This is a genomic window from Streptomyces sp. NPDC049813, assembly GCF_044465085.1.
Taxonomy (GTDB): domain Bacteria; phylum Actinomycetota; class Actinomycetes; order Streptomycetales; family Streptomycetaceae; genus Streptomyces.
Window position 1 is genome coordinate 140,479 of the sequence record NZ_JBITLI010000016.1, and the last position, 18,913, is coordinate 159,391.

Below are 18,913 nucleotides of genomic sequence, written 5' to 3' on the forward strand. Positions count from 1 at the left end.
TGCTTGACCGTCCCCTTTGGGGCGGCTTACGGTGAGCGCGTTCAGAAATATAGACGCGGATCATACACGTGCACATGCTCAGGGAGAGCCCGTGACGACGCCCCCTCGTGACCCCCTCGCCGCCCGCCTCAGCGTCCCCAGCGGGCCGCTCTTCTTCCCCGTCACCGCGTACGGACCCGACGGCGCCCTCGACCTCGACACCTACCGCACCCACGTGCGGCGCGGCGTCGAGGCCGGGGCCGCCGCCGTCTTCGCCTGCTGTGGCACGGGGGAGTTCCACGCCCTCGCCCCCGAGGAGTTCGAGGCCTGCGTCGCGGTCGCGGTCGAGGCGGCCGGCGGCCGGGTGCCCGTCGTCGCCGGCGCCGGATACGGCACGGCGCTCGCCGTCCGGTACGCGCGGCTGGCCGAACGGGCGGGCGCCGACGCCCTGCTGGCCATGCCGCCCTACCTCGTGGTGGCCGGCCAGGAAGGACTGCTGCGGCACTACACCCAGCTGGCCGAGGCGACCTCCCTGTCCCTCATCGTCTACCAGCGCGACAACGCCGTCTTCACCCCGCAGACCGTCGTCGCCCTCGCCCGCCACCCCAGGATCCTGGGCCTCAAGGACGGCCTCGGCGACCTCGACCTGCTCCAGCGCATCGTCAGCGCCGTCCGCACCGAGGTCCCGGACGACTTCCTCTACTTCAACGGCCTGCCGACCGCCGAACTGACCGGCCCCGCCTACCGCGCCCTCGGCATCACCCTCTACTCCTCCGCCGTCTTCTGCTTCGCGCCCGACCTCGCCCAGGCCTTCCACAAGGCGCTGCACACGGGCGACGACCCGACCGTGCGGCGGCTGCTCGACGGCTTCTACCGGCCGCTCGTCGAACTGCGCAACCAGGGCAAGGGGTACGCGGTCTCCCTGGTCAAGGCCGGTGTCCGGCTGCGCGGCCTGGACGTCGGCGAGGTCCGTCCGCCGCTCCAGGAGCCGACCGAGGAGCACATCAAGCAGCTGGCCGAACTCATCGAGCACGGCCAGAGCCTGCTGGAAGGGGCCGGCGAGTGAAGGCCTCCGCGTTCGTCTACCCCTGGGACGTCGTCGGCGACCCGGACGCCGCCCGCCGCATCGCGGGCCTCGGCGTCGCCCAGGTCACCCTGGCCGCCGCCTACCACTCCACCCGCGCCCTCACCCCCCGCCACCCGCGCCACCGCATCGTCACCGCCGAACACGCCGCGGTGCTCTACCCGGCGGACGAACAGCGCTGGCAGGGGCGGGAGCTGCGGCCCTACGCGGCCGGCGACTGGGCTCCTGGGGACGCGTACGGACAGGCCGCCGCCGCGCTGCGGGACGCCGGGCTCGCCGTCCACACCTGGGTCGTCCTCGCCCACAACTCCCGGCTCGGCGCCGAGCACCCCGCCACCTCGGTGCGCAACGCCTACGGCGACCGCTACCCCTGGGCCCCGTGCATCGCCCAGGCCGCCACCCGCGCCTACCTCGTCGACCTCGCCGCCGAGGCCGCCACCCGGCCCGGCGCCGACGGCACCGAACTGGAGTCGCTCGGCTGGTACGGCCTCGCCCATCTGCACGCCCACGACAAGACCGCCGGGGTCGGCCTCGGCGAGGCCGGGCAGTACCTGATGTCGCTCTGCTTCTGCGCCGACTGCCACCAGGGGTACGCCGATCACGGCCTGGACGGCGACGCGCTGGCCCGGTCCGTGCGGGCCGCCCTCGCACCCCTGTGGCGCGGCGAGAGCGGCGACGACGGCTGGGCGACGGTCGAGAAGCAGCTCGGCGCCGCGACCGCCGCGGCCACCCGCGCCTACCGCGACGCGACCGCCCGGAGTCTCCAGGAGGCCGCCGTGGCCGCGGTCCGGGCGGCGGCACCCGCCGGATTCCAGGTGCTGCTCCACGCCGACCCGGTCTCCTACCACTGCGGCGCCAACGCCGGCGTCGACCCCGCCCACATCCTCTCCGTCGCCGACGGCGTCGTCGTGCCGTGCACGGGCGGGGCGGGCCTGCTGCGCCCCTTCGCCGGGCAGGGCACCGGCGTCCTCGCCGCGAACCTGACCGTCGTCCGCGGTATGGGCGGGTCCCCCGACACGCTCGCCGAGGACGCCCGCGCCGCCCGCGACCTGGGCGCGAACCAGCTGCGGCTCTACCACGCCGGGCTCGCGTCCGACGCGGACCTGACGGCGGTCACCGAGGCGCTGACACGGCTCTGACCCCACCCGCGATGAGTTCCGGTCCGCGGCCGGGTCTGTACCGGTGAAGCACTCCGCACTCACCGGAAGGGTCACCAGTCACCATGAGTGACACCACAGTCGACCTCGGTCCGCAGGCCCGCGTCCTCGCGCGCCTCGCGCACGCCGTCCGCGACGATCAGCTCGACCTGCCGACCCCGTGCCCCGACTACGCCGTGCGCGAGCTGCTCGGCCACATCATGGGCCTGGCCGCGGGGCTGCGCGCCGCCGGACGCAAGGAGAGCGAGGGGACGAACCCCGGGGCCGCCCTGCCCGCACTGGACCCGGAGTGGCGCACCGCCCTGCCCGAGGCGCTGGACGAGCTCGTCGCCACCTGGCGCGAGCCCGCCGCCTGGGAGGGCATGACGCAGGCCGGCGGCCTCGACCTGCCCGGCGCCGTCGCGGGGCTCGTCACCGCCGACGAACTGGTCGTGCACGGCTGGGACCTGGCCCGCGCCACCGGGCAGGCGTACGCGCCCGACGAGGCCGCGCTGCACGCCGCCCGCACCCTCCTCACCCCGCAGGAGGGCGGCGACGGGGGCGACGGCGGTGACGGGCTGTTCGGACCGATCGTGCCCGTACCCGACGACGCGCCGCTCCTCGACCGCGTCATCGGGCTCAGCGGCCGCGACCCGGCCTGGACGCCCTGACCCCGTTCTCCCCAACTGCCCCCTGTCGGCGCCCCCTTGGCGGCCCGCAGGGGGCAGTCGTCGTTTCCGGAAGCAGGCCGGAACTTCTTTTGTCGGAAGCGTTGACGTCACGGCGCGGTGCTTCTAGCTTCATCGCGTCGTACTTCGTACGTCATATATGAGACGCCATACGAGATACGAGATACGAGATACGCGATACGCGATACGCGATACGCGACACGAGCCCCGGCTCACGCCGCACGACACGGCACACAACCGAGAGGCGCGCATGACGTCAGTGCCCACTCCGATCCCCTCCCGTACGCAGTACGTTCAGGACGAGATCAAGCACCGCATCCTGACCGGACAGCTGAGGCCGGGACAGGCCCTGGTGGAGAGCGAACTCGCCGCACACTTCGGGGTCTCCAAGACGCCGGTGCGCGAGGCGCTCAAGACCCTGGCCGGGACCGGACTCGTCGTGATGAGCCAGTACAAGGGCGTCACGGTGCGGATGGTGGACGCGGACATGGCCCGCGAGGTCTACGACGTGCGGCTGCTGCTCGAACCGGAGGCGCTGCGCCGCACCGTGCGCCGCCGCGCCTCCCTCGACGCCGCCCGCGACGCCCTGGAGCGCGCCGCCGCCGCGGCCGACACCGCCCAGCGCTCGCTCGCCAACCGGGAGTTCCACCGCGCGCTGTACGTGCCCTGCGGCAACCCGCTGCTCGGCAAGATGCTCGACGAGGTCCGCGACCAGGCCGCGCTCGTCTCCGCCGTCGCCTGGGCCGCGGACCCCTCCTGGGACCGGGAGGCCGCCGAGCACCGGGAGATCCTGGAGCTGGCCCGCGCCGGCGACGCGCAGGGCGCCTCCCGCGCCCTGCGCGACCACATCGCCTCGTTCGTCCGGCGGGCGTTCCCCGAGGTCCGGGACGAAGAAGCCGAAGAGGCCGAAGGAGACCGGGAGGGCGCGAAGGGCGCCAAGGATGCGAAGGGCGCCAAGGATGCGAAGGGCGCCAAGGGGGAGCAGCACTCATGACCGAGTTCGAGACCCAGCGAACGGCGCTGGCCGACGTGGTGGCGATCCCGGTGACCCCGTTCGCCGCGGACGGGAGCATCGACGAGGCCGCGTACACGGCCCTGCTGCGGCGGCTGCTCGACGCCGGGGTGCGCACCCTCACGCCGAACGGGAACACCGGCGAGTTCTACACCCTGACCCCCGGGGAGCGGCGCCTCGTCACCGAGCTGACGCTCAGGGAGACGAGAGAGCGACCCGGCGCCGCGGTCCTGGTCGGCGTCGGCCACGACGTGCCGACCGCCGTCGACGCGGCGCGCCACGCCCGTGACCTGGGCGCCCACATGGTGATGGTGCACCAGCCCGTACACCCGTACGTCTCCGACGGCGGCTGGGTCGACTACCACCGCGCCATCGCCGAGGCCGTGCCCGAGACCGGCGTGGTCCCGTACCTGAAGAACGCCGCGCTGCCCGGCGCCCGCCTCGCCGAACTCGGCGCCGCCTGCCCGAACGTGATCGGCGTCAAGTACGCCGTCCCGGACGCCGCGCGGTTCGCGGCCTTCGCCCGGGACGCGGGCCTGGACCGCTTCGTCTGGGTCGCCGGCCTCGCCGAGCCCTACGCGCCGTCCTATTACTCGGCCGGCGCCACCGGCTTCACCTCGGGCCTGGTGAACGTCGCCCCCGGCCTCTCGCTGTCCATGATCGAAGCGCTTCGATCGGGCGACTACCCCAAGGCCATGAAGGTCTGGGAGCAGATCCGCCGCTTCGAGGAGCTGCGCGGCGCCGACGCCTCCGCCAACAACGTGACGGTGGTCAAGGAAGCCCTCGCCTCGCTCGGCCTGTGCCGCCGCGACGTCCGCCCGCCCAGCCGGGAGCTGCCCGAACCGGACCGCGCCGAGGTGGCCGCCATCGCCGCGGGGTGGTCGATATGACGGACGCCCCGAGAGCGCGGCTCGCCCCCGAGCAGCTCCGCTCCCACCAGTGGTACGGCACCGAGGGCGCCCTGCGCACCTGGTCGCACAACGCGCGGATGCGCCAGCTCGGCTACGAGGCCGAGGAGTACCAGGGGCGCCCGGTGATCGCCGTCCTCAACACCTGGTCCGACATCAACCCCTGCCACGTCCACCTGCGCGAGCGCGCCGAGGCCGTCAAGCGGGGGGTGTGGCAGGCGGGCGGCTTCCCGCTGGAGTTCCCGGTGGCCACGCTCTCGGAGACGTACCAGAAGCCGACCCCGATGCTCTACCGCAACCTGCTCGCCCTGGAGACCGAGGAACTGCTGCGCTCCTACCCGGTCGACGCGGCGGTGCTGCTCGGCGGCTGCGACAAGTCGACGCCCGCGCTCCTCATGGGCGCCACCTCCGCCGACGTGCCGTCCCTCTTCGTGCCGGCCGGGCCGATGCTGCCCGGGCACTGGCGCGGCGAGACCCTCGGCTCGGGCACCGACATGTGGAAGTACTGGGACGAGCACCGCGCCGGGAACCTCACCGACTGCGAACTGCGCGAGCTGCAAGGGGGGTTGGCGCGGTCACCGGGTCACTGCATGACCATGGGGACGGCCTCCACCATGACCGCGGCGGCGGAAGCGCTCGGCATGACCCTGCCCGGCGCCTCCTCGATCCCCGCCGTCGACTCGGCACACGAGCGGATGGCCGCCGCGTCCGGGCGGCGCGCCGTCGACCTCGCCTGGACCGCGCTCAAGCCGTCCGTGATCCTCACGGCGGAGGCCTTCGCGGACGCCGTCACCACGGTGCTCGGGCTCGGCGGCTCGACCAACGCCGTGATCCACCTCATCGCCATGGCGGGCCGGGCCGGCGTCCGCCTCACCCTCGACGACTTCGACCGCGTCGCCCGCACCGTGCCGGTCCTCGCCAACGTGCGGCCCGGCGGCCGGACCCACCTCATGGAGGACTTCCACTTCGCCGGCGGCCTGCCCGCGTTCCTCTCCCGCATCCCCGACCTGCTCCACCTGGACCGCCCGACCGTCGACGGCCGCCTCGGCGACCGGCTGGCGGGCGCCGCCGTCCACGACGACGACGTCATCCGCACCCGCGAGAACCCGGTCGCGGCCGAGGGCGGCGTCGCGGTGCTGCGCGGCAACCTCTGCCCCGACGGCGCCGTCATCAAGCACATCTCCGCCGCACCGCACCTGCTCCGGCACACCGGACCGGCGGTCGTCTTCGACGACTACAGGACGATGCAGCGGACCATCGACGACCCGGACCTCGGCATCACCGCCGACACCGTCCTCGTCCTGCGCAACTCGGGCCCCAAGGGCGGCCCCGGCATGCCCGAGTACGGCATGCTGCCCATCCCCGGCCACCTGCTCAAGCAGGGCGTGCGCGACATGGTGCGGATCTCCGACGCCCGGATGAGCGGCACCAGTTACGGGGCGTGCGTGCTGCACATCGCCCCCGAGTCGTACGTCGGCGGACCGCTGGCGCTGGTCCGCACCGGGGACCCGATCACCCTCGACGTCCCGGCCCGATCCCTGCGACTGGACGTCCCCGACGACGAGTTGGCGCGCCGCCGCGCCGCGTGGACCGCTCCTCCCGAGCGCTACGAGCGTGGCTACGGCGCGCTCTACCACGAGCAGATCACCCAGGCCGACACCGGCTGCGACTTCGCCTTCCTGGCCAAGCCGGGCGAGGTCCCCGATCCCTACGCGGGCTGACCCGCCCCGTCGCCCGCCACCACCCCGGCACAGCTCCCGCCCCGCGCCCAGACCCACCGCACCCTCTGTGGAAAGCGCTTTCAAGAACGGAGTCCAGTCATGGCCCAAGCCACTGCCGTGGCGAAAGCCCCGCCCGCCCGGCGCCGCACGTCGGCCACCCCGCGCAAGCTGCCGTACCTGCTGATCGCCCCCGCCGGGCTGCTGATGCTGGGCTTCATCGCGTACCCCGTCATCAGCGTCTTCTACTACAGCCTCCAGCACTACAACCCCACCAAACCGTGGCGCAACGGCTTCGCGGGCCTGGACAACTTCGTCACCGCCCTCACCGACGACCCCGACTTCTGGAGCACGCTCGGCTTCAGCCTCCAGTGGGTCGTCGTGCAGGTGGTGCTCCAGCTGCTGCTCGGCCTCGGCCTCGCGCTCGTCGTCAACCAGACCTTCGTCGGCCGGGCGGTGGCCCGCGCCCTCGTCTTCTCGCCGTGGGCCGTCTCGGGCGTGCTGACCTCGGCCGTCTGGATGCTGCTCTACAACTCCCAGACGGGCATCACCCGTTACCTCGCCGACGTCGACGTGGGCAGCTATGGCACCTCGTGGCTGTCGGACACCGCGACGGTCTTCCCGGCCGTCGTCACCGCCGAACTCTGGCGCGGCGTCCCCTTCTTCGCGATCCTCATCCTCGCCGACCTCCAGTCCGTCTCCAAGGACCTGTACGAAGCCGCCGAGGTCGACGGCGCGAACCGCTTCCGGCAGTTCCTGCACATCACGCTGCCGCACCTGAAGGACGCGATCATCCTGTCCACGCTGCTGCGCGCGGTGTGGGAGTTCAACAACGTCGACCTGCTGTACACCCTGACCGGCGGCGGACCCGCGGGCGAGACGACCACCCTGCCGCTGCGCATCGCCTCCATCGCCGTCGACAGCCACGACTTCGGCTACGCGTCCGCGCTGACCTCCATCGCCTTCGTGATCCTGCTGTGCTGCTCGATGGTCTACCTGCGGCTGAGCAAGTTCGGGGGCGAGGAGAAGTGAGCGTCGAGGAAGTCCAGTTGACCGCCACCGCCCCACCCGCCACAACGGCCGGCGGCCACCGCCGCCGCACACCCCTCCCACCGGGGAAGGGCCGCTCCCACGACGACGTGCCGCGCTGGCAGATCTACCTGCCGCTCGGCGTCTACCTCCTCTTCACGCTCGTCCCGTTCTACTGGATGCTGCTCTTCGCCTTCCGGCCCGCCGGCTCCACGTCGCTGGTGCCGTGGCCGCTCACCTTCGACCACTTCGACAAGGTGTGGAACGAGCGGTCCTTCGGCCTCTTCTTCCAGAACAGCCTGCTCGTCGGCGTCGCCTCGATGCTGATGACCACCGTCGTCGCGCTGGCCGGCGGCTACGCCCTCGCCCGCTTCCACTTCAAGATCAAGCAGGGGTTCATGCTGGCCCTGCTCTGCTCGCAGTTCATCCCCGGCGCCCTGATGCTGGTCCCGCTCTTCCAGATCTTCGCCAACCTGAAGATGATCAACTCGCTCGGCTCCGTCATCGTCGCCGAGACCGTCTTCCAGCTGCCGCTCACGATGATCCTGCTCAGCGGGTTCATCAAGAACGTGCCGTACTCGCTCGAAGAGGCCGCCTGGGTCGACGGCTGCGGCCGCTTCCGCGCCTTCTGCGCCGTCGTCCTGCCGCTGCTGCGGCCCGGCCTGATCGCGGTGGGCTCCTTCGCCTTCGTGCACAGCTGGAACCACTTCCTGTTCGCCCTGATGTTCCTCTCCGACCAGGACAAGCAGACGATCCCGGTCGGGCTCGCCACGCTCATGGGCGCCGACTCCGTCGACCTGGGCGCGCTCGCCGCCGGCGGCGTCGTCGCGGCCGTCCCCGTGGTGATCGTCTTCGCGTTCATCCAGAAGTGGCTCGTCACAGGCTTCAGCGCCGGGGCGGTGAAGGGATGAGCGCCGCGCGCGTCACCGAGCCGGTCCCCGTCGTCCTCGCCGGGGCGCGCGGCCACGGCCGCTGGCACCTGAACAACCTGCGGCGCCTCGCCGACGCGGGCCGCGTCACCCTCGCCGGGGTCTGCGAACTCGACGCCCTGGACGCCCAGGAGCTCGCCGGGTTCGACACCCAGCGGCCCCCCGTCGTCCAGGGCGACGACCTCGGCGCCCTGCTCGACGCGACCGGCGCCCGCGCCGCGATCGTCTGCACCCCGATCCCCACCCACACCGACCTGGCCCTGACCGCAGCGCGCCGGGGCGTCCACCTGCTCCTGGAGAAGCCGCCCGCGCCGTCGTACGCGGAGTTCGAGCGGATGGCCCGGGGCGTGACGGAGGCCGGGACCGCCTGCCAGATCGGGTTCCAGTCACTGGGCTCGCACGCGCTGTCCCACATACGGGACCTGGTCCGCGACGGCCACATCGGCGAACCGCTCGGCGTCGGCGGCGCCGGGGCCTGGGTGCGCGACGAGGCGTACTTCCGCCGTGCGCCCTGGGCGGGGCGCCGCCGCCTCCCCGGCCCCGCGGGCCCCGGCCGCACGGACGTCGTCGACGGCGTCCTGACCAACCCCCTCGCCCACGCCGTGTCCACCGCCCTCGCCCTGGCCGGCGCGACCGGCGCCGACGACCTCGCCGCCGTCCGCACCGAACTCTTCCGCGCCCACGCCATCGAGGCCGACGACACCTCCTTCGTCGAGATCACCCCGCGCGACGGTGGCCGCGTCACCGTCGCGGCCACGCTCTGCGCCGAGCGCGCCGAGGAGCCGTACGTCATCGTGCACGGCAGCCACGGCCGCATCACCTTCTGGTACAAGCAGGACCGCGTCCTCGTCCAGCGCGCCGGACACGGGCCGCGGGAGAGCGTGCACGGCCGCACGGACCTGCTGGAGAACCTCCTCGATCACCTGACGACCGGCGCAGAACTCCTCGCCCCGCCCGCCGCGACCGGCGCCTTCATGCGCGTCGTCGAGGCGGTCCGGCGCGCCCCCGACCCGGTGGCCCTGCCCGCCGGGGCGTGGCGCACCGCCCCCGGCGCCGGTGACGGCGCCGTCCGGCGGATCGTGCACGGCATCGACGGACTCGTCGCCGCCAGCGCCGACTCCCTCACCGGCTACGCCGGGCTCGGAGCGGTCTGGGCCCGGCCACCAGGACTGGAGGCAGCATCGTGAGCCACCTCACGCGCCAGGCCACCGCCGCGCTCACCCTGAGCTGCGCGGGCCGCCCCGTCGCCCGCTACGACCTGCGCCCCGACGTCGACCACCGGCTGTCGCCGCGCCCCTGCCTGCACCCGGTCAGCACCCTCGGCGGCGTCCCCGTCACCGAGTTCGCGCCCGCCGACCACCGTCACCACCTGGGCGCCGGCGTCGCCGTGCCCGACGCCGCCGGGTTCAACTTCTGGGGCGGCCGCACCTACGTCCGCGGCCAGGGCCCCACCGCCCTCGACAACCACGGCGAGCAGCGCCACATCGCGTTCAAGCTCTGCGACCCGGACGGGTTCGTCGAGGAGCTGGAGTGGACGGCGGGCGGCTGCCTCGTCCTGCGCGAGCGCCGCACCGTCGCCACCACCCGGCTCGGGCCCGACACCTGGGCGCTGGACCTCACCTTCACCCTCACCAACCCGGGCGCCGGGGAGCTGAGCATCGGCAGCCCCGCCACCAACGGCCGCCCGGGCGCCGCCTACGGCGGGTTCTTCTGGCGCGCGCCCAAGGAGTCCCGGGCACCCGCCGTCTTCACCGCGGACCACGAGGGCGAGTCCGCCGTGCATGGCCGCACCGCCGACTGGCTGGCCCTCGCGGGCGACGGCTGGACCCTCGTCTTCGCCGGGGCCACCGCCGAGACCCGCCACGACCCCTGGTTCGTGCGCACGGAGGAGTACCCGGGCGTCGGCTCCTCGCTCGCCTCCCGGGCCCGGCTGCGGATCGGCGGCGGGCAGACCGCCGTGCGCCGCGTGGTCACGGTCGTCGCCGACGGCCGCCTCGACCGGACCCGGGCCGCCGCCCTGGTCCGCCGCGCGGTGACCGCGTGACGGCCGGGACCGCCCCGCTCACGCAACGCCGCACCACCCCGCACGAGAACCCGAACGAGAACCCGCACGAGAACCCGAACGAGAACCCGCACGAGAACCCGCACGAGAACCCGAACGAGAACCCGCACGAGAACCTCCGCGACCACCGCGACCACCCGCTGGATCCAGAAGAAGAGAGCCGACCATGACCATCCGTACGCGCAACGGCGCGCTCCGCACCGGTACCGCCCTCGCCCTGACCACTGTCCTCGCGTTCACCGCGACCGCCTGCGGTGACGACGGCAGCGGCGCGGGCGGTGACAAGGGCGACGAGGGCTCGGGCAAGGGGAAGATCACCTTCTGGGACAACAACACGGCAGTGCGCCGCGACGTCTGGATGGAGATCATCAAGGACTTCGAGAAGGCCAACCCCGGCATCGAGGTCAAGTACGTCGGCATCCCGGCCGAGAACGTGCAGTCCAAGTACGACACCGCCATCCAGGGCGGCGGACTGCCCGACGTCGGCGGCGTCGGCACCGCGATGCTCGCCGGGATCGCCGCGCAGAACGCCCTCGAACCCCTCGGCGACCGGGTCGCGACCAGCACCCTCAACGGCAAGCTCAACGACAGCTTCGTGGAGTCCGTGAAGTCGGCCGGCGGCTCGGGCTCGAAGCTGTTCACCGTCCCCACCTCCGCCAACAACGGCGTCCTGTACTACCGCACCGACCTGTTCAAGGCGGCCGGTGTGGACGCGCCGACGACCTGGCCGAAGTTCTTCGACGCCGCCGCCGAACTCACCGACACCGGCAAGAACAGGTTCGGCTACACCATCCGCGGCGGCGAGGGCTCCATCGCCCAGGCCCTCGACGCGATGTACGGGCAGAGCGGCATCACGTCCTTCTGGGACGCGGACAACACCAGGACGACGGTCAACGATCCCAAGAACGTGGCCGCACTGGAGAAGTACGTCGGCCTCTACAAGAAGGCCACGCCGTCCGCCGATGTCAACAACGACTTCACGAAGATGGTCGCCCAGTTCGACAGCGGCCAGATCGGCATGCTCAGCCACAACCTGGGCTCCTACGAGGACCACGTGAAGGCGTTCGGCGACAAGTTCCGCGGCCTGCCCAGCCCGACCGCCGAGGACGGCACGCGCGTGCAGGTCTCCAATCCTGTCGACGGGCTCGGCCTCTTCAAGTCCAGCAAGAACAAGCAGGCCGCCTGGAAGTTCATCGAGTTCGCCGCCGCGCATGCGCAGAACAGCAAGTGGAACGAGCAGGCCAAGCAGATCCCGGCCAACACCGAGGCCGCCGGGGACGCCTGGGTGCAGAAGTCCGAGCCGACCCGGCTCGCCGCCGAGGCCCTCTCCTCCGGCTCCACCAAGATCGTGGACCTGCCGTACTACCTGCCCGACTGGAACACGCTCTCCAAGGCCGACAACGAGGACGACCTGCAGAAGGTCATGCTCGGCAAGCGGTCCGCCAAGGAGTTCCTCGACACCTTCGCCGAGCAGTTGAACAAGGCACAGGAGGAGTGGAAGGCGCAGGCCAAGTAGGCCCAGGCGACCGTACCGCCCCCGCCCGACCCCGCACCTGCCCACTCTGAGGAGCCGCACGATGAGCACATCGAAATGTCATGCACGCATCATTGCTGGAGTCGTGGGCTGCACCGCCCTCGCGCTCGCCGTCACCACCACGGGCCCCGCCCAGGCCCACGGCCGCGACCTCGCGCGCCGGACGCTGCCCGCGCGCGACGGCTGGGCGTCGGCGACCACCGGCACCACCGGCGGCGCGGCCGCCACCCGCGACCGGGTCTTCACCGTCACCACCTGGGCCGGCTTCAAGGCGGCCCTCGCCGTCGGCGGCACCGCCCCGCGCATCGTCAAGGTCGCGGGCACGCTCCACGCGAACGGCGCGGACGGCGCCGGCTGTTCCGGCTTCGCCGTCGCCGGTTACGACTTCGACCGGTACCTCGCCGCTTACGACCCCGCCGTCTGGGGCTACGACACGGATCTGGAGGGCGAGAAGGCGACCCCGGGCACCCAGGAGTACCTGCGCGACCGGTCCGCCGCCGCCCAGGCCCAGGCCGTCAAGGCGGCCGTGCCCGCCAACACCACGATCGTCGGCGTCGGCCGCGGCGCGGGCATCGCCGGCGGCAGCCTGCAGATCAACGGCGCCGACAACGTCATCGTGCGCGGCCTCACCCTGGAGTCCCCGCTCGACTGCTTCCCGCAGTGGGACCCGACCGACGGCTCCACCGGCAACTGGAACTCCGAGTACGACGCCGCCGTCGTCTCCGGCGCCACGCACGTCTGGCTCGACCACAACACGTTCACCGACGGCGACCACCCCGACGCGACGCTGCCCAGCTACTTCGGCCGGCTCTTCCAGCAGCACGACGGCGAACTCGACGTGGTCAAGGGCGCCGACCTCGTCACCGCGTCCTGGAACGTCTTCGAGGACCACGACAAGACGCTGATGATCGGCAACAGCGACAGCGCGGGCGCCACCGACGAGGGCAGGCTGCGGGTCACCCTGCACCACAACCTCTTCGAGAACCTCGTCGAGCGGGCCCCGCGCGTGCGGTTCGGGCAGGTCGACGCGTACAACAACTCCTATGTGGCGGGCGCCGGATACGGCTACTCGTTCGGCATCGGGTTCAAGTCGCAGCTGTACGCCGAGAAGAACGCGTTCACGCTGCCGCCGGGGGTGGGGGCCGGGGCGGTGCTGTACCGGTGGAGCGACTACCCGGTGACGGCGCGGGACAACGTCGTGAACGGCAGGGCGACCGATCTCATCGCCGCCTACAACGCGGCGAATCCGACGACTCCGCTCGCCTCGGGGGCCGGGTGGACGCCCACGCTGCGTACGCAGGTCGACCCGGCCAAGGATGTGGCCCGGGTCGTGGCGCGCGGCGCCGGGGCGGACCGGCTCCGCTGAGGTTCCGTTGTCCGCCGGGTGCGGGGGACGCGTGGTTGCTCGCGCAGTTCCCCGCGCCCCTGGCTACCCGGAGTACAAGCATGCACGATCAGGAACTCCGCATCGGCTTGCGGCGGCGGCAGTTCGTCGCCGCCGGGGTCGGTCTCGGCGGCGCGCTCGCTCTCGGTGCCGGGGGCGCGGCCTACGGGTCGCCCACGCGGCGCCTGCACCCGCGCACGCTCTATGTCGACCCGCGCGGGAGCGGTGACCACACGACCGTCCAGGCCGCCGTCGACGCCGTCGCCGGGGACGGGTACACCCTCGTCCTCGCGCCCGGGGTCCACCGCGAAGACCGTCTCCGTCCCCGCTGCCGCGACCGGCATGACCTGGCTCGGCGCCGCCCGCGATCCGCGCCCACCCCTGGCAGGAGCAGCGGTTCGCCGAGTACCGCAACACGGGTCCGGGCACGGTCGTCACCGTGCCGGCGAACCGGCCGCGGCCCACCCGCGCCCAGGCCGCCCGGCACACCCTCGCGCGGTATCTCGGCGACTGGCGCCCGCCCCGCTGAGGCGGCTCAGCCCAGCTGCCACAGCGCGTACACGATGGCGAGGAGGATCAGCCCGGTCAGGGCGAGGAGGGCACCGAGCAGGCGCGGCTGCCCGGCGGCGTGCGTACGCCGCACGGGCAGCCCGCGTATGTCGAACGCCCAGCTCAGCCCGGCCCACAGGGCGATGACGCCGCCCACGGCGAACACGGTGAGCAGCACGGGCGACTGCCCGTGGGAGGAGGAGGCGACGGTGAACTGCGGCTGCACCGGGTGAGCGTAGGACGGCCCGCTCCAAGCCCGGGTCAAGCCGCCGCCATCCCTGAGCAATGGTTCGGCCGATACGTGTATCGATCCCATAACTGGCCTCGCCCCCTCCCGTGTGATGCGCGTAGACACGGGCCATGCGGAAGTCCATCACAGTCGCGGGTATCGCCGCCGCGTGCGCCCTCGCGGGCGGCGCCCTCTACGGCACCGGCACGGCCGGCGCCGACGTCCCCACCGCCAGGACCACGGCGGAGCCCTACAACATCGGCAAGCTCGTCGGCGACATCAAGTCGTACTACGGCGCCACGCAGGACGCCGACGGCACCTGGCGGGCCGACCCCCACAGCGCCTACGCCGCCGACCTGGCGCGCATCCAGACACGCGCCGAGAAGGACATCGCCAAGGCGGCCGAGCGGGCGCGGCACCACCACACCAGGCCCGCGGTCGTCTTCGACATCGACGACACGCTGCTGCTCAGCCTCGACTACGAGGTGCGCACCAACTACGTCTACAACGGCGCCACCTGGGCGGCGTACGTGGCCGGGGCGAACCGCCCGGCCGTCTTCGGCACCCCCGCCCTCGTCAAGTACGCGCGGAGCAAGGGCGTCGAGGTCTTCTACAACTCGGGCCTGACCGAGGCGCAGCGCGACGCGGCCGTCACCAACCTGGAGAAGGCCGGCATCCGCACGGACTTCGACGCGCGGCACATGTACCTGAAGAACGCCGACGACCCGCCCGCCTACCTGCGCGGCTGCGCCTCCCCGGGCGCCTGGACGTGCACGACCGTGCAGTACAAGGCGGGCACCCGCAAGCACATCGAGTCCCTCGGCTACGACATCGTCGGCAACTTCGGCGACCAGCAGTCCGACCTCGACGGCGGGTACGCGGACAAGACGTACAAGTTCCCGAACCCGACGTACTTCGTGGGCTGAGACCCCGGCACGGCGGACGGCGGCCGGGCGGAGACCCCCGGCCGCCGCGCGCTCAGTCGTAGGTGAGGTCCGACGCCGTGTACCGGCAGTACGTGCCGTCGGGGCCGCTGCCGACCTCCGTGGGCTCGTCGCCCGAGCTGTTGCCCTGGTAGCGGACGCACGGCTTGATCTTCTTGCTGCTGTCGCCGTGGATGCGGACGGCGCGCAGGGCGGCCGTGTCGCCGTAGTTGGAGTTGATGCCGACGATCGACTTGCCCGGCGCGGTCACGTCGACGTCGTTGACGATGATGTTCCGGTTCTTGTACTGCGTCGAGCAGTTGCCGCAGGAGCGGACCAGCTTGCCGAAGTCCGACACCTGGAACTTGGTGACGACGAGCTTGCCCGCGCCGTTGAACTGGAAGACCTTGTCGGACGCCTTCCGCGCGCCGCCGCCGTAGACGGTGTAGACGGACGAGGCGGACTTCCCCTTGAAGGTGGCGGCGTCCTCGCCGACATCCTCCCACCACACGTTCTGCAGCGTGCAGCTGCCCGCGCAGTGCACGCCGTCGGCGGCCGGTGAGCCGATGATGACGTTCTTGAGGGTGGCGCCGTCCTTGAGGTCGAAGATCGGGTCCTGGCCCTCGTCCTGGCCGTCGCCGCCCAGGTCGCCGGAGCCGTAGAACCGCTGGTAGCCGCCGTCGTAGGTGCCCGACACCGAGATGCTGGCGCCGACGGCCCGGGTGCCGGTGGCCGTCGGCCAGGCGGTCGCGGCGTCGGCCGTGCTCAGCATGCCGGTCGTGGCGAGGGCGCCGCCGGTGAGGGTGAGTGCGGCGAGGCCGCCGAGTGTGGCCCGGCGGCGGGTGACGCGGCGCCGGTGGGGGTGGGGGGAGTGCTTGGCTTGGTCGGTCATGCCCCGTAGTCGCCGGGGTGGAGGGAAAGGTTGCCCCCTCCTCGAAGTTCCCGCGCCTACCCGAAGTCCCCGCCTATAGCTGCCCGTTCGCTACTTGAAGTCCCCGCCCATATCCGCCCGTTCGCTACCCGAAGTCCCCGCCCACGGCCGCCCGTTCGCCCTCCGTGGTCCGGCCCGTCACCGCGTACGTGTCCCCGCCCGCGTCCCGCCGGCCCTGCGCGTGGTCGTACTGCCCGGCGAACACGTACTCGCCGACCGGCACCGTCCGGCCGGCCTTCAGGACCCACCGGTAGACCAGGAACCCGTCCCGCTCGGTGACGGAGACCGTGAAGTCCTCGGCGGGCAGGGAGCGCCAGTTGCCGGTGTCGGAGACCCCGCCCGTCTGCGCCACCCGCACCTCGACCGTCAGCGCGGACAGCTGCCGCTCCGCCTTGACCGTGACGTCGCTCTGCGCCCAGTAGGCGTTCGAGCCGGGGTCGACCGCACCAGCCGACCACAGCGGCCCGTCGGCGACCGGCGGGGCGGCGGGCGTCCGTCGTGTGGTGTCCGCCGACGGCGCGGCGGACGGGGCCGGGCCCGGCGTGGCGCGCGCGGACGGGGGGACGGCGACCGTCTGCCGCGGCCCCTCGTCCTGCTGGAACGCCGCGCCCACCACGAAACCGCCCACGGCGAGCGCCCCGGCGACCCCGGCGGCGGCCCCGGCGATCCGCACCCAGCCGGGCACGGACCTGCCCCGCCCGGCCGGTGCCGTGCGCGGGCCTGACCTGCCGCGCTCGATCCGGGCCAGCATCCGCTCCCGGTCGGGGCGGTACGCACCGGCGGCGTCGCGCAGCCGCTGCCGCACGTCGTCGTTCACCGCCGGCCTCCTTCCGCCGTCGCACCGACCGCCCGGACCCGGCGCGGTGCCCGGCCGCCCTGCTCGCCCGGGCCGAGCCGCCGCTCCAGCTCGGCCAGCCCCTTCGACGTCTGGCTCTTGACCGTACCCACCGAGATGCCGAGGGTCAGCGCGGTGTCCTTCTCCGACAGGTCGAACGCGTGCCGCAGCACCACGCACGCCCGCTTGCGGAACGGGAGTTCGCGCAGCGCGCCCTGCACGTCGACCACGGCCGGCACGTCCGGGTCCTCGGCCCGCTCGTCGCGGCCCGACCAGAACAGGGCGACGCGGCGCCGCTCGCGGACCGCGCTGCGGATGCGGGTGCGGGCGAGGTTGGCGACGACGCCGCGGGCGTACGCCACCGGGTGGTCGGCGTCCCTGACCCGGTCCCAGCGGTGCCAGAGCGCGAGCAGCGCGTCCGCCGCGAGGTCGTCGGCGGCGTCCGGCTCGCCTGTCAACAGGTGGGCGAGGCGGGCGAGTTCGGCGTGATGCCGCTCGAAGAAGGCGTGGAACTCGGCGGCGGCGTCGTCGTCCACAACGGGGCTCACGCGGTTCCCTCCCCTCACTGTCGGCCCGACGGGACCCGAGAGCGTACCAGCGTTCCGTACGCCTTTTCGAAGGTCGTGCGGGATTTCGTACCGGACGGAAGAGGAGGCTCCGCGGGACGGGGAGCTGGGCGCACCGCGCAGGCTCTAGCATCGACGCGACCAGATCGGTGGCGGCGGGAGCGTGGTGAGCGGAAGCGGGCAGGACCCTGGGGACGGGGGCGGCGCCGCCGGCTACCTGGCCGAGCTGGAGCGCCTGCTGCTCGCCCGCGGGCTGCCGCCGGACCGCGTGACGGAGACCGTCGCCGGCCTCGGGGCGCACCGGGCGGCCGCCGCGCCGGGCGCCTCCGTCCGGGAGTTCGGCCCGGCCGCGGAGCTGGCCCGGCGCCTCGCCCCCGGGGAGCGGGCGGCGCCCGAGGAGCACGTCGAGACATGGCGCTGGACCGCCGACGTCTACGCCGACGAGGCGCTCCTGAACCGCTTCGGCGACGAGGGCTGGGAGGTCGAACGGATCGACGCCGGCGGGCGCTTCGTCGGCCACCGCGACCCCGAGCGGCCCCGCCGCTGGGCGTACCGGCGGGAGGTGGTGGCCGGGGACCGGGCGGCCCTGGACCGGGAGCTGGCCCGCGCGGGCTGGCAGCCGTGCGGCACCTGGGTCGTCTACGGCTGGTACAAGCGGCTGCGGCCGGAACCGGCGCCGCCCGCGTACCCGGCGGAGGAGACCGAGACCGGGCCCCCGGCGCGCACCGCTCCGGCCCGCCCCGCCTTCGCCGTCCGCCGCCTCTCCGCCGCGCTGGTGCCGGTCGCCCTCGCGCTGCTCGCCGCGGCGGCCGTGCTGATCGCCGTCCCGCACGGCGAGGGCGGCGCGGGCATCACCTTCGCCTCCGGCGCCCTGGCGGGAGCGGCGACCCCCCTACTCGCGGCCCGCGCGGCGCTGCTCCGCCGCCGCCGTCGCCGCTGAACGCCCGGCTGGACCTGGCCGCCCGCCCGGGTGACGCGCGCTGCACGTCGCTGTCACCGCTGAGCCGACCGGGACTCCGCCCGGCAGCCTGCCGAAGTGGCGGTTGCCCGGGCGGGATCGCCTGCGCTGAGCCGCCCGGCCCCGCATCCGGCAGAACGCCCGAGCGCCGCTCGCCAGGCACGGCTGCACCGCTGAGCCGACCGGGACTCCGCCCGGCAGCCTGCCGAAGTGGCGGTCGCCCGGGCCGGATCGCCTGCGCTGAGCCGCCCGGCCCCGCGTCCGGCAGAACGCCCGGGCGCCGCTCGCCAGGCACGGCTGCACCGCTGAGCCGACCGGGACTCCGCCCGGCAGCCTGCCGAAGTGGCGGTTGCCCGGGCGGGGTCGCCTGCGCTGAGCCGCCCGGCCCCGCGTCCGGCAGAACGCCCGGGCGCCGCTCGCCAGGCACGGCTGCACCGCTGAGCCGACCGGGACTCCGC

At 73.4% G+C, this 18,913-nt stretch carries 19 protein-coding genes; 15 read left to right on the forward strand and 4 right to left on the reverse strand.

Going from position 1 to position 18,913, the window contains the following annotated elements; genetic code table 11:
- The first annotated feature begins 91 nt into the window (after positions 1-91).
- The 13 genes from ACIBW6_RS28480 to ACIBW6_RS28540 all read left to right on the forward strand — a co-directional run bounded on the left by ACIBW6_RS28480 (position 92) and on the right by ACIBW6_RS28540 (position 13,446).
- Positions 92-1,045 carry a 5-dehydro-4-deoxyglucarate dehydratase gene (locus ACIBW6_RS28480; RefSeq protein WP_399064480.1) on the forward strand — a complete coding sequence of 318 codons (954 nt, stop codon included), beginning with the start codon at positions 92-94 and terminating at the stop codon, positions 1,043-1,045.
- Positions 1,042-2,202: a hypothetical protein gene (locus ACIBW6_RS28485; RefSeq protein ID WP_399064482.1), complete on the forward strand. Its 1,161-nt coding sequence runs from the start codon at positions 1,042-1,044 to the stop codon at positions 2,200-2,202. Before ACIBW6_RS28480 ends, ACIBW6_RS28485 begins: the two co-directional genes overlap by 4 nt.
- 83 nt (positions 2,203-2,285) lie before the next feature.
- Entirely contained in the window at positions 2,286-2,870 is a 585-nt protein-coding gene (locus tag ACIBW6_RS28490) for a TIGR03086 family metal-binding protein (RefSeq protein WP_399064484.1), read from the forward strand.
- A 268-nt stretch (positions 2,871-3,138) separates the two neighbouring features.
- Positions 3,139-3,882: a GntR family transcriptional regulator gene (locus tag ACIBW6_RS28495; protein WP_399064486.1), complete on the forward strand. Its 744-nt coding sequence runs from the start codon at positions 3,139-3,141 to the stop codon at positions 3,880-3,882.
- Positions 3,879-4,790, forward strand: coding sequence for a dihydrodipicolinate synthase family protein (locus ACIBW6_RS28500; RefSeq protein WP_399064488.1), 912 nt, complete (start codon positions 3,879-3,881; stop codon positions 4,788-4,790). Before ACIBW6_RS28495 ends, ACIBW6_RS28500 begins: the two co-directional genes overlap by 4 nt.
- On the forward strand, positions 4,787-6,529 hold the full coding sequence (araD, locus tag ACIBW6_RS28505; protein ID WP_399064490.1) for an L-arabinonate dehydratase: 1,743 nt from the start codon (positions 4,787-4,789) through the stop codon (positions 6,527-6,529). The genes ACIBW6_RS28500 and araD overlap by 4 nt, the downstream gene beginning before the upstream one ends.
- A gap of 99 nt (positions 6,530-6,628) precedes the next feature.
- Positions 6,629-7,558, forward strand: coding sequence for a carbohydrate ABC transporter permease (locus ACIBW6_RS28510; protein WP_399064492.1), 930 nt, complete (start codon positions 6,629-6,631; stop codon positions 7,556-7,558).
- A 17-nt stretch (positions 7,559-7,575) separates the two neighbouring features.
- The gene (locus ACIBW6_RS28515; protein WP_399064569.1) at positions 7,576-8,466 is read left to right on the forward strand and encodes a carbohydrate ABC transporter permease; all 891 of its coding nucleotides are present in this window, start codon (positions 7,576-7,578) and stop codon (positions 8,464-8,466) included.
- The gene (locus ACIBW6_RS28520; RefSeq protein ID WP_399064493.1) at positions 8,463-9,671 is read left to right on the forward strand and encodes a Gfo/Idh/MocA family protein; all 1,209 of its coding nucleotides are present in this window, start codon (positions 8,463-8,465) and stop codon (positions 9,669-9,671) included. Before ACIBW6_RS28515 ends, ACIBW6_RS28520 begins: the two co-directional genes overlap by 4 nt.
- Complete coding sequence (locus ACIBW6_RS28525) at positions 9,668-10,528, forward strand: PmoA family protein (protein ID WP_399064495.1); 861 nt, start codon at positions 9,668-9,670, stop codon at positions 10,526-10,528. Before ACIBW6_RS28520 ends, ACIBW6_RS28525 begins: the two co-directional genes overlap by 4 nt.
- Positions 10,525-10,716, forward strand: coding sequence for a hypothetical protein (locus ACIBW6_RS28530; RefSeq protein WP_399064497.1), 192 nt, complete (start codon positions 10,525-10,527; stop codon positions 10,714-10,716). Before ACIBW6_RS28525 ends, ACIBW6_RS28530 begins: the two co-directional genes overlap by 4 nt.
- Entirely contained in the window at positions 10,713-12,062 is a 1,350-nt protein-coding gene (locus tag ACIBW6_RS28535) for an ABC transporter substrate-binding protein (RefSeq protein ID WP_399064499.1), read from the forward strand. Before ACIBW6_RS28530 ends, ACIBW6_RS28535 begins: the two co-directional genes overlap by 4 nt.
- Positions 12,063-12,123: 61 nt before the next feature.
- A complete protein-coding gene (locus tag ACIBW6_RS28540; protein ID WP_399064501.1) occupies positions 12,124-13,446 on the forward strand; it encodes a polysaccharide lyase family 1 protein in 1,323 nt (440 codons plus the stop codon).
- A gap of 553 nt (positions 13,447-13,999) precedes the next feature.
- Here the strand turns inward: ACIBW6_RS28540 and ACIBW6_RS28545 are convergent.
- Positions 14,000-14,239 carry a hypothetical protein gene (locus ACIBW6_RS28545; RefSeq protein WP_399064503.1) on the reverse strand — a complete coding sequence of 80 codons (240 nt, stop codon included), beginning with the start codon at positions 14,237-14,239 and terminating at the stop codon, positions 14,000-14,002.
- A 134-nt stretch (positions 14,240-14,373) separates the two neighbouring features.
- Between ACIBW6_RS28545 and ACIBW6_RS28550 the strand changes: the two genes are divergently transcribed.
- A complete protein-coding gene (locus ACIBW6_RS28550) occupies positions 14,374-15,168 on the forward strand; it encodes an HAD family acid phosphatase (protein ID WP_399064505.1) in 795 nt (264 codons plus the stop codon).
- A gap of 52 nt (positions 15,169-15,220) precedes the next feature.
- Here ACIBW6_RS28550 and ACIBW6_RS28555 read toward each other — a convergent pair whose 3' ends face one another.
- From ACIBW6_RS28555 to ACIBW6_RS28565, 3 genes are all read right to left on the reverse strand, one after another.
- Entirely contained in the window at positions 15,221-16,057 is an 837-nt protein-coding gene (locus ACIBW6_RS28555; protein WP_399064507.1) for a pectate lyase, read from the reverse strand.
- Between the two features lie 124 nt (positions 16,058-16,181).
- Positions 16,182-16,913 carry a hypothetical protein gene (locus ACIBW6_RS28560; protein ID WP_399064509.1) on the reverse strand — a complete coding sequence of 244 codons (732 nt, stop codon included), beginning with the start codon at positions 16,911-16,913 and terminating at the stop codon, positions 16,182-16,184.
- Complete coding sequence (locus tag ACIBW6_RS28565) at positions 16,910-17,479, reverse strand: SigE family RNA polymerase sigma factor (protein WP_399064511.1); 570 nt, start codon at positions 17,477-17,479, stop codon at positions 16,910-16,912. The genes ACIBW6_RS28560 and ACIBW6_RS28565 overlap by 4 nt, the downstream gene beginning before the upstream one ends.
- Positions 17,480-17,663: 184 nt before the next feature.
- Between ACIBW6_RS28565 and ACIBW6_RS28570 the strand changes: the two genes are divergently transcribed.
- Positions 17,664-18,437 carry a hypothetical protein gene (locus tag ACIBW6_RS28570; protein WP_399064513.1) on the forward strand — a complete coding sequence of 258 codons (774 nt, stop codon included), beginning with the start codon at positions 17,664-17,666 and terminating at the stop codon, positions 18,435-18,437.
- The last annotated feature ends 476 nt before the right edge of the window (positions 18,438-18,913 follow it).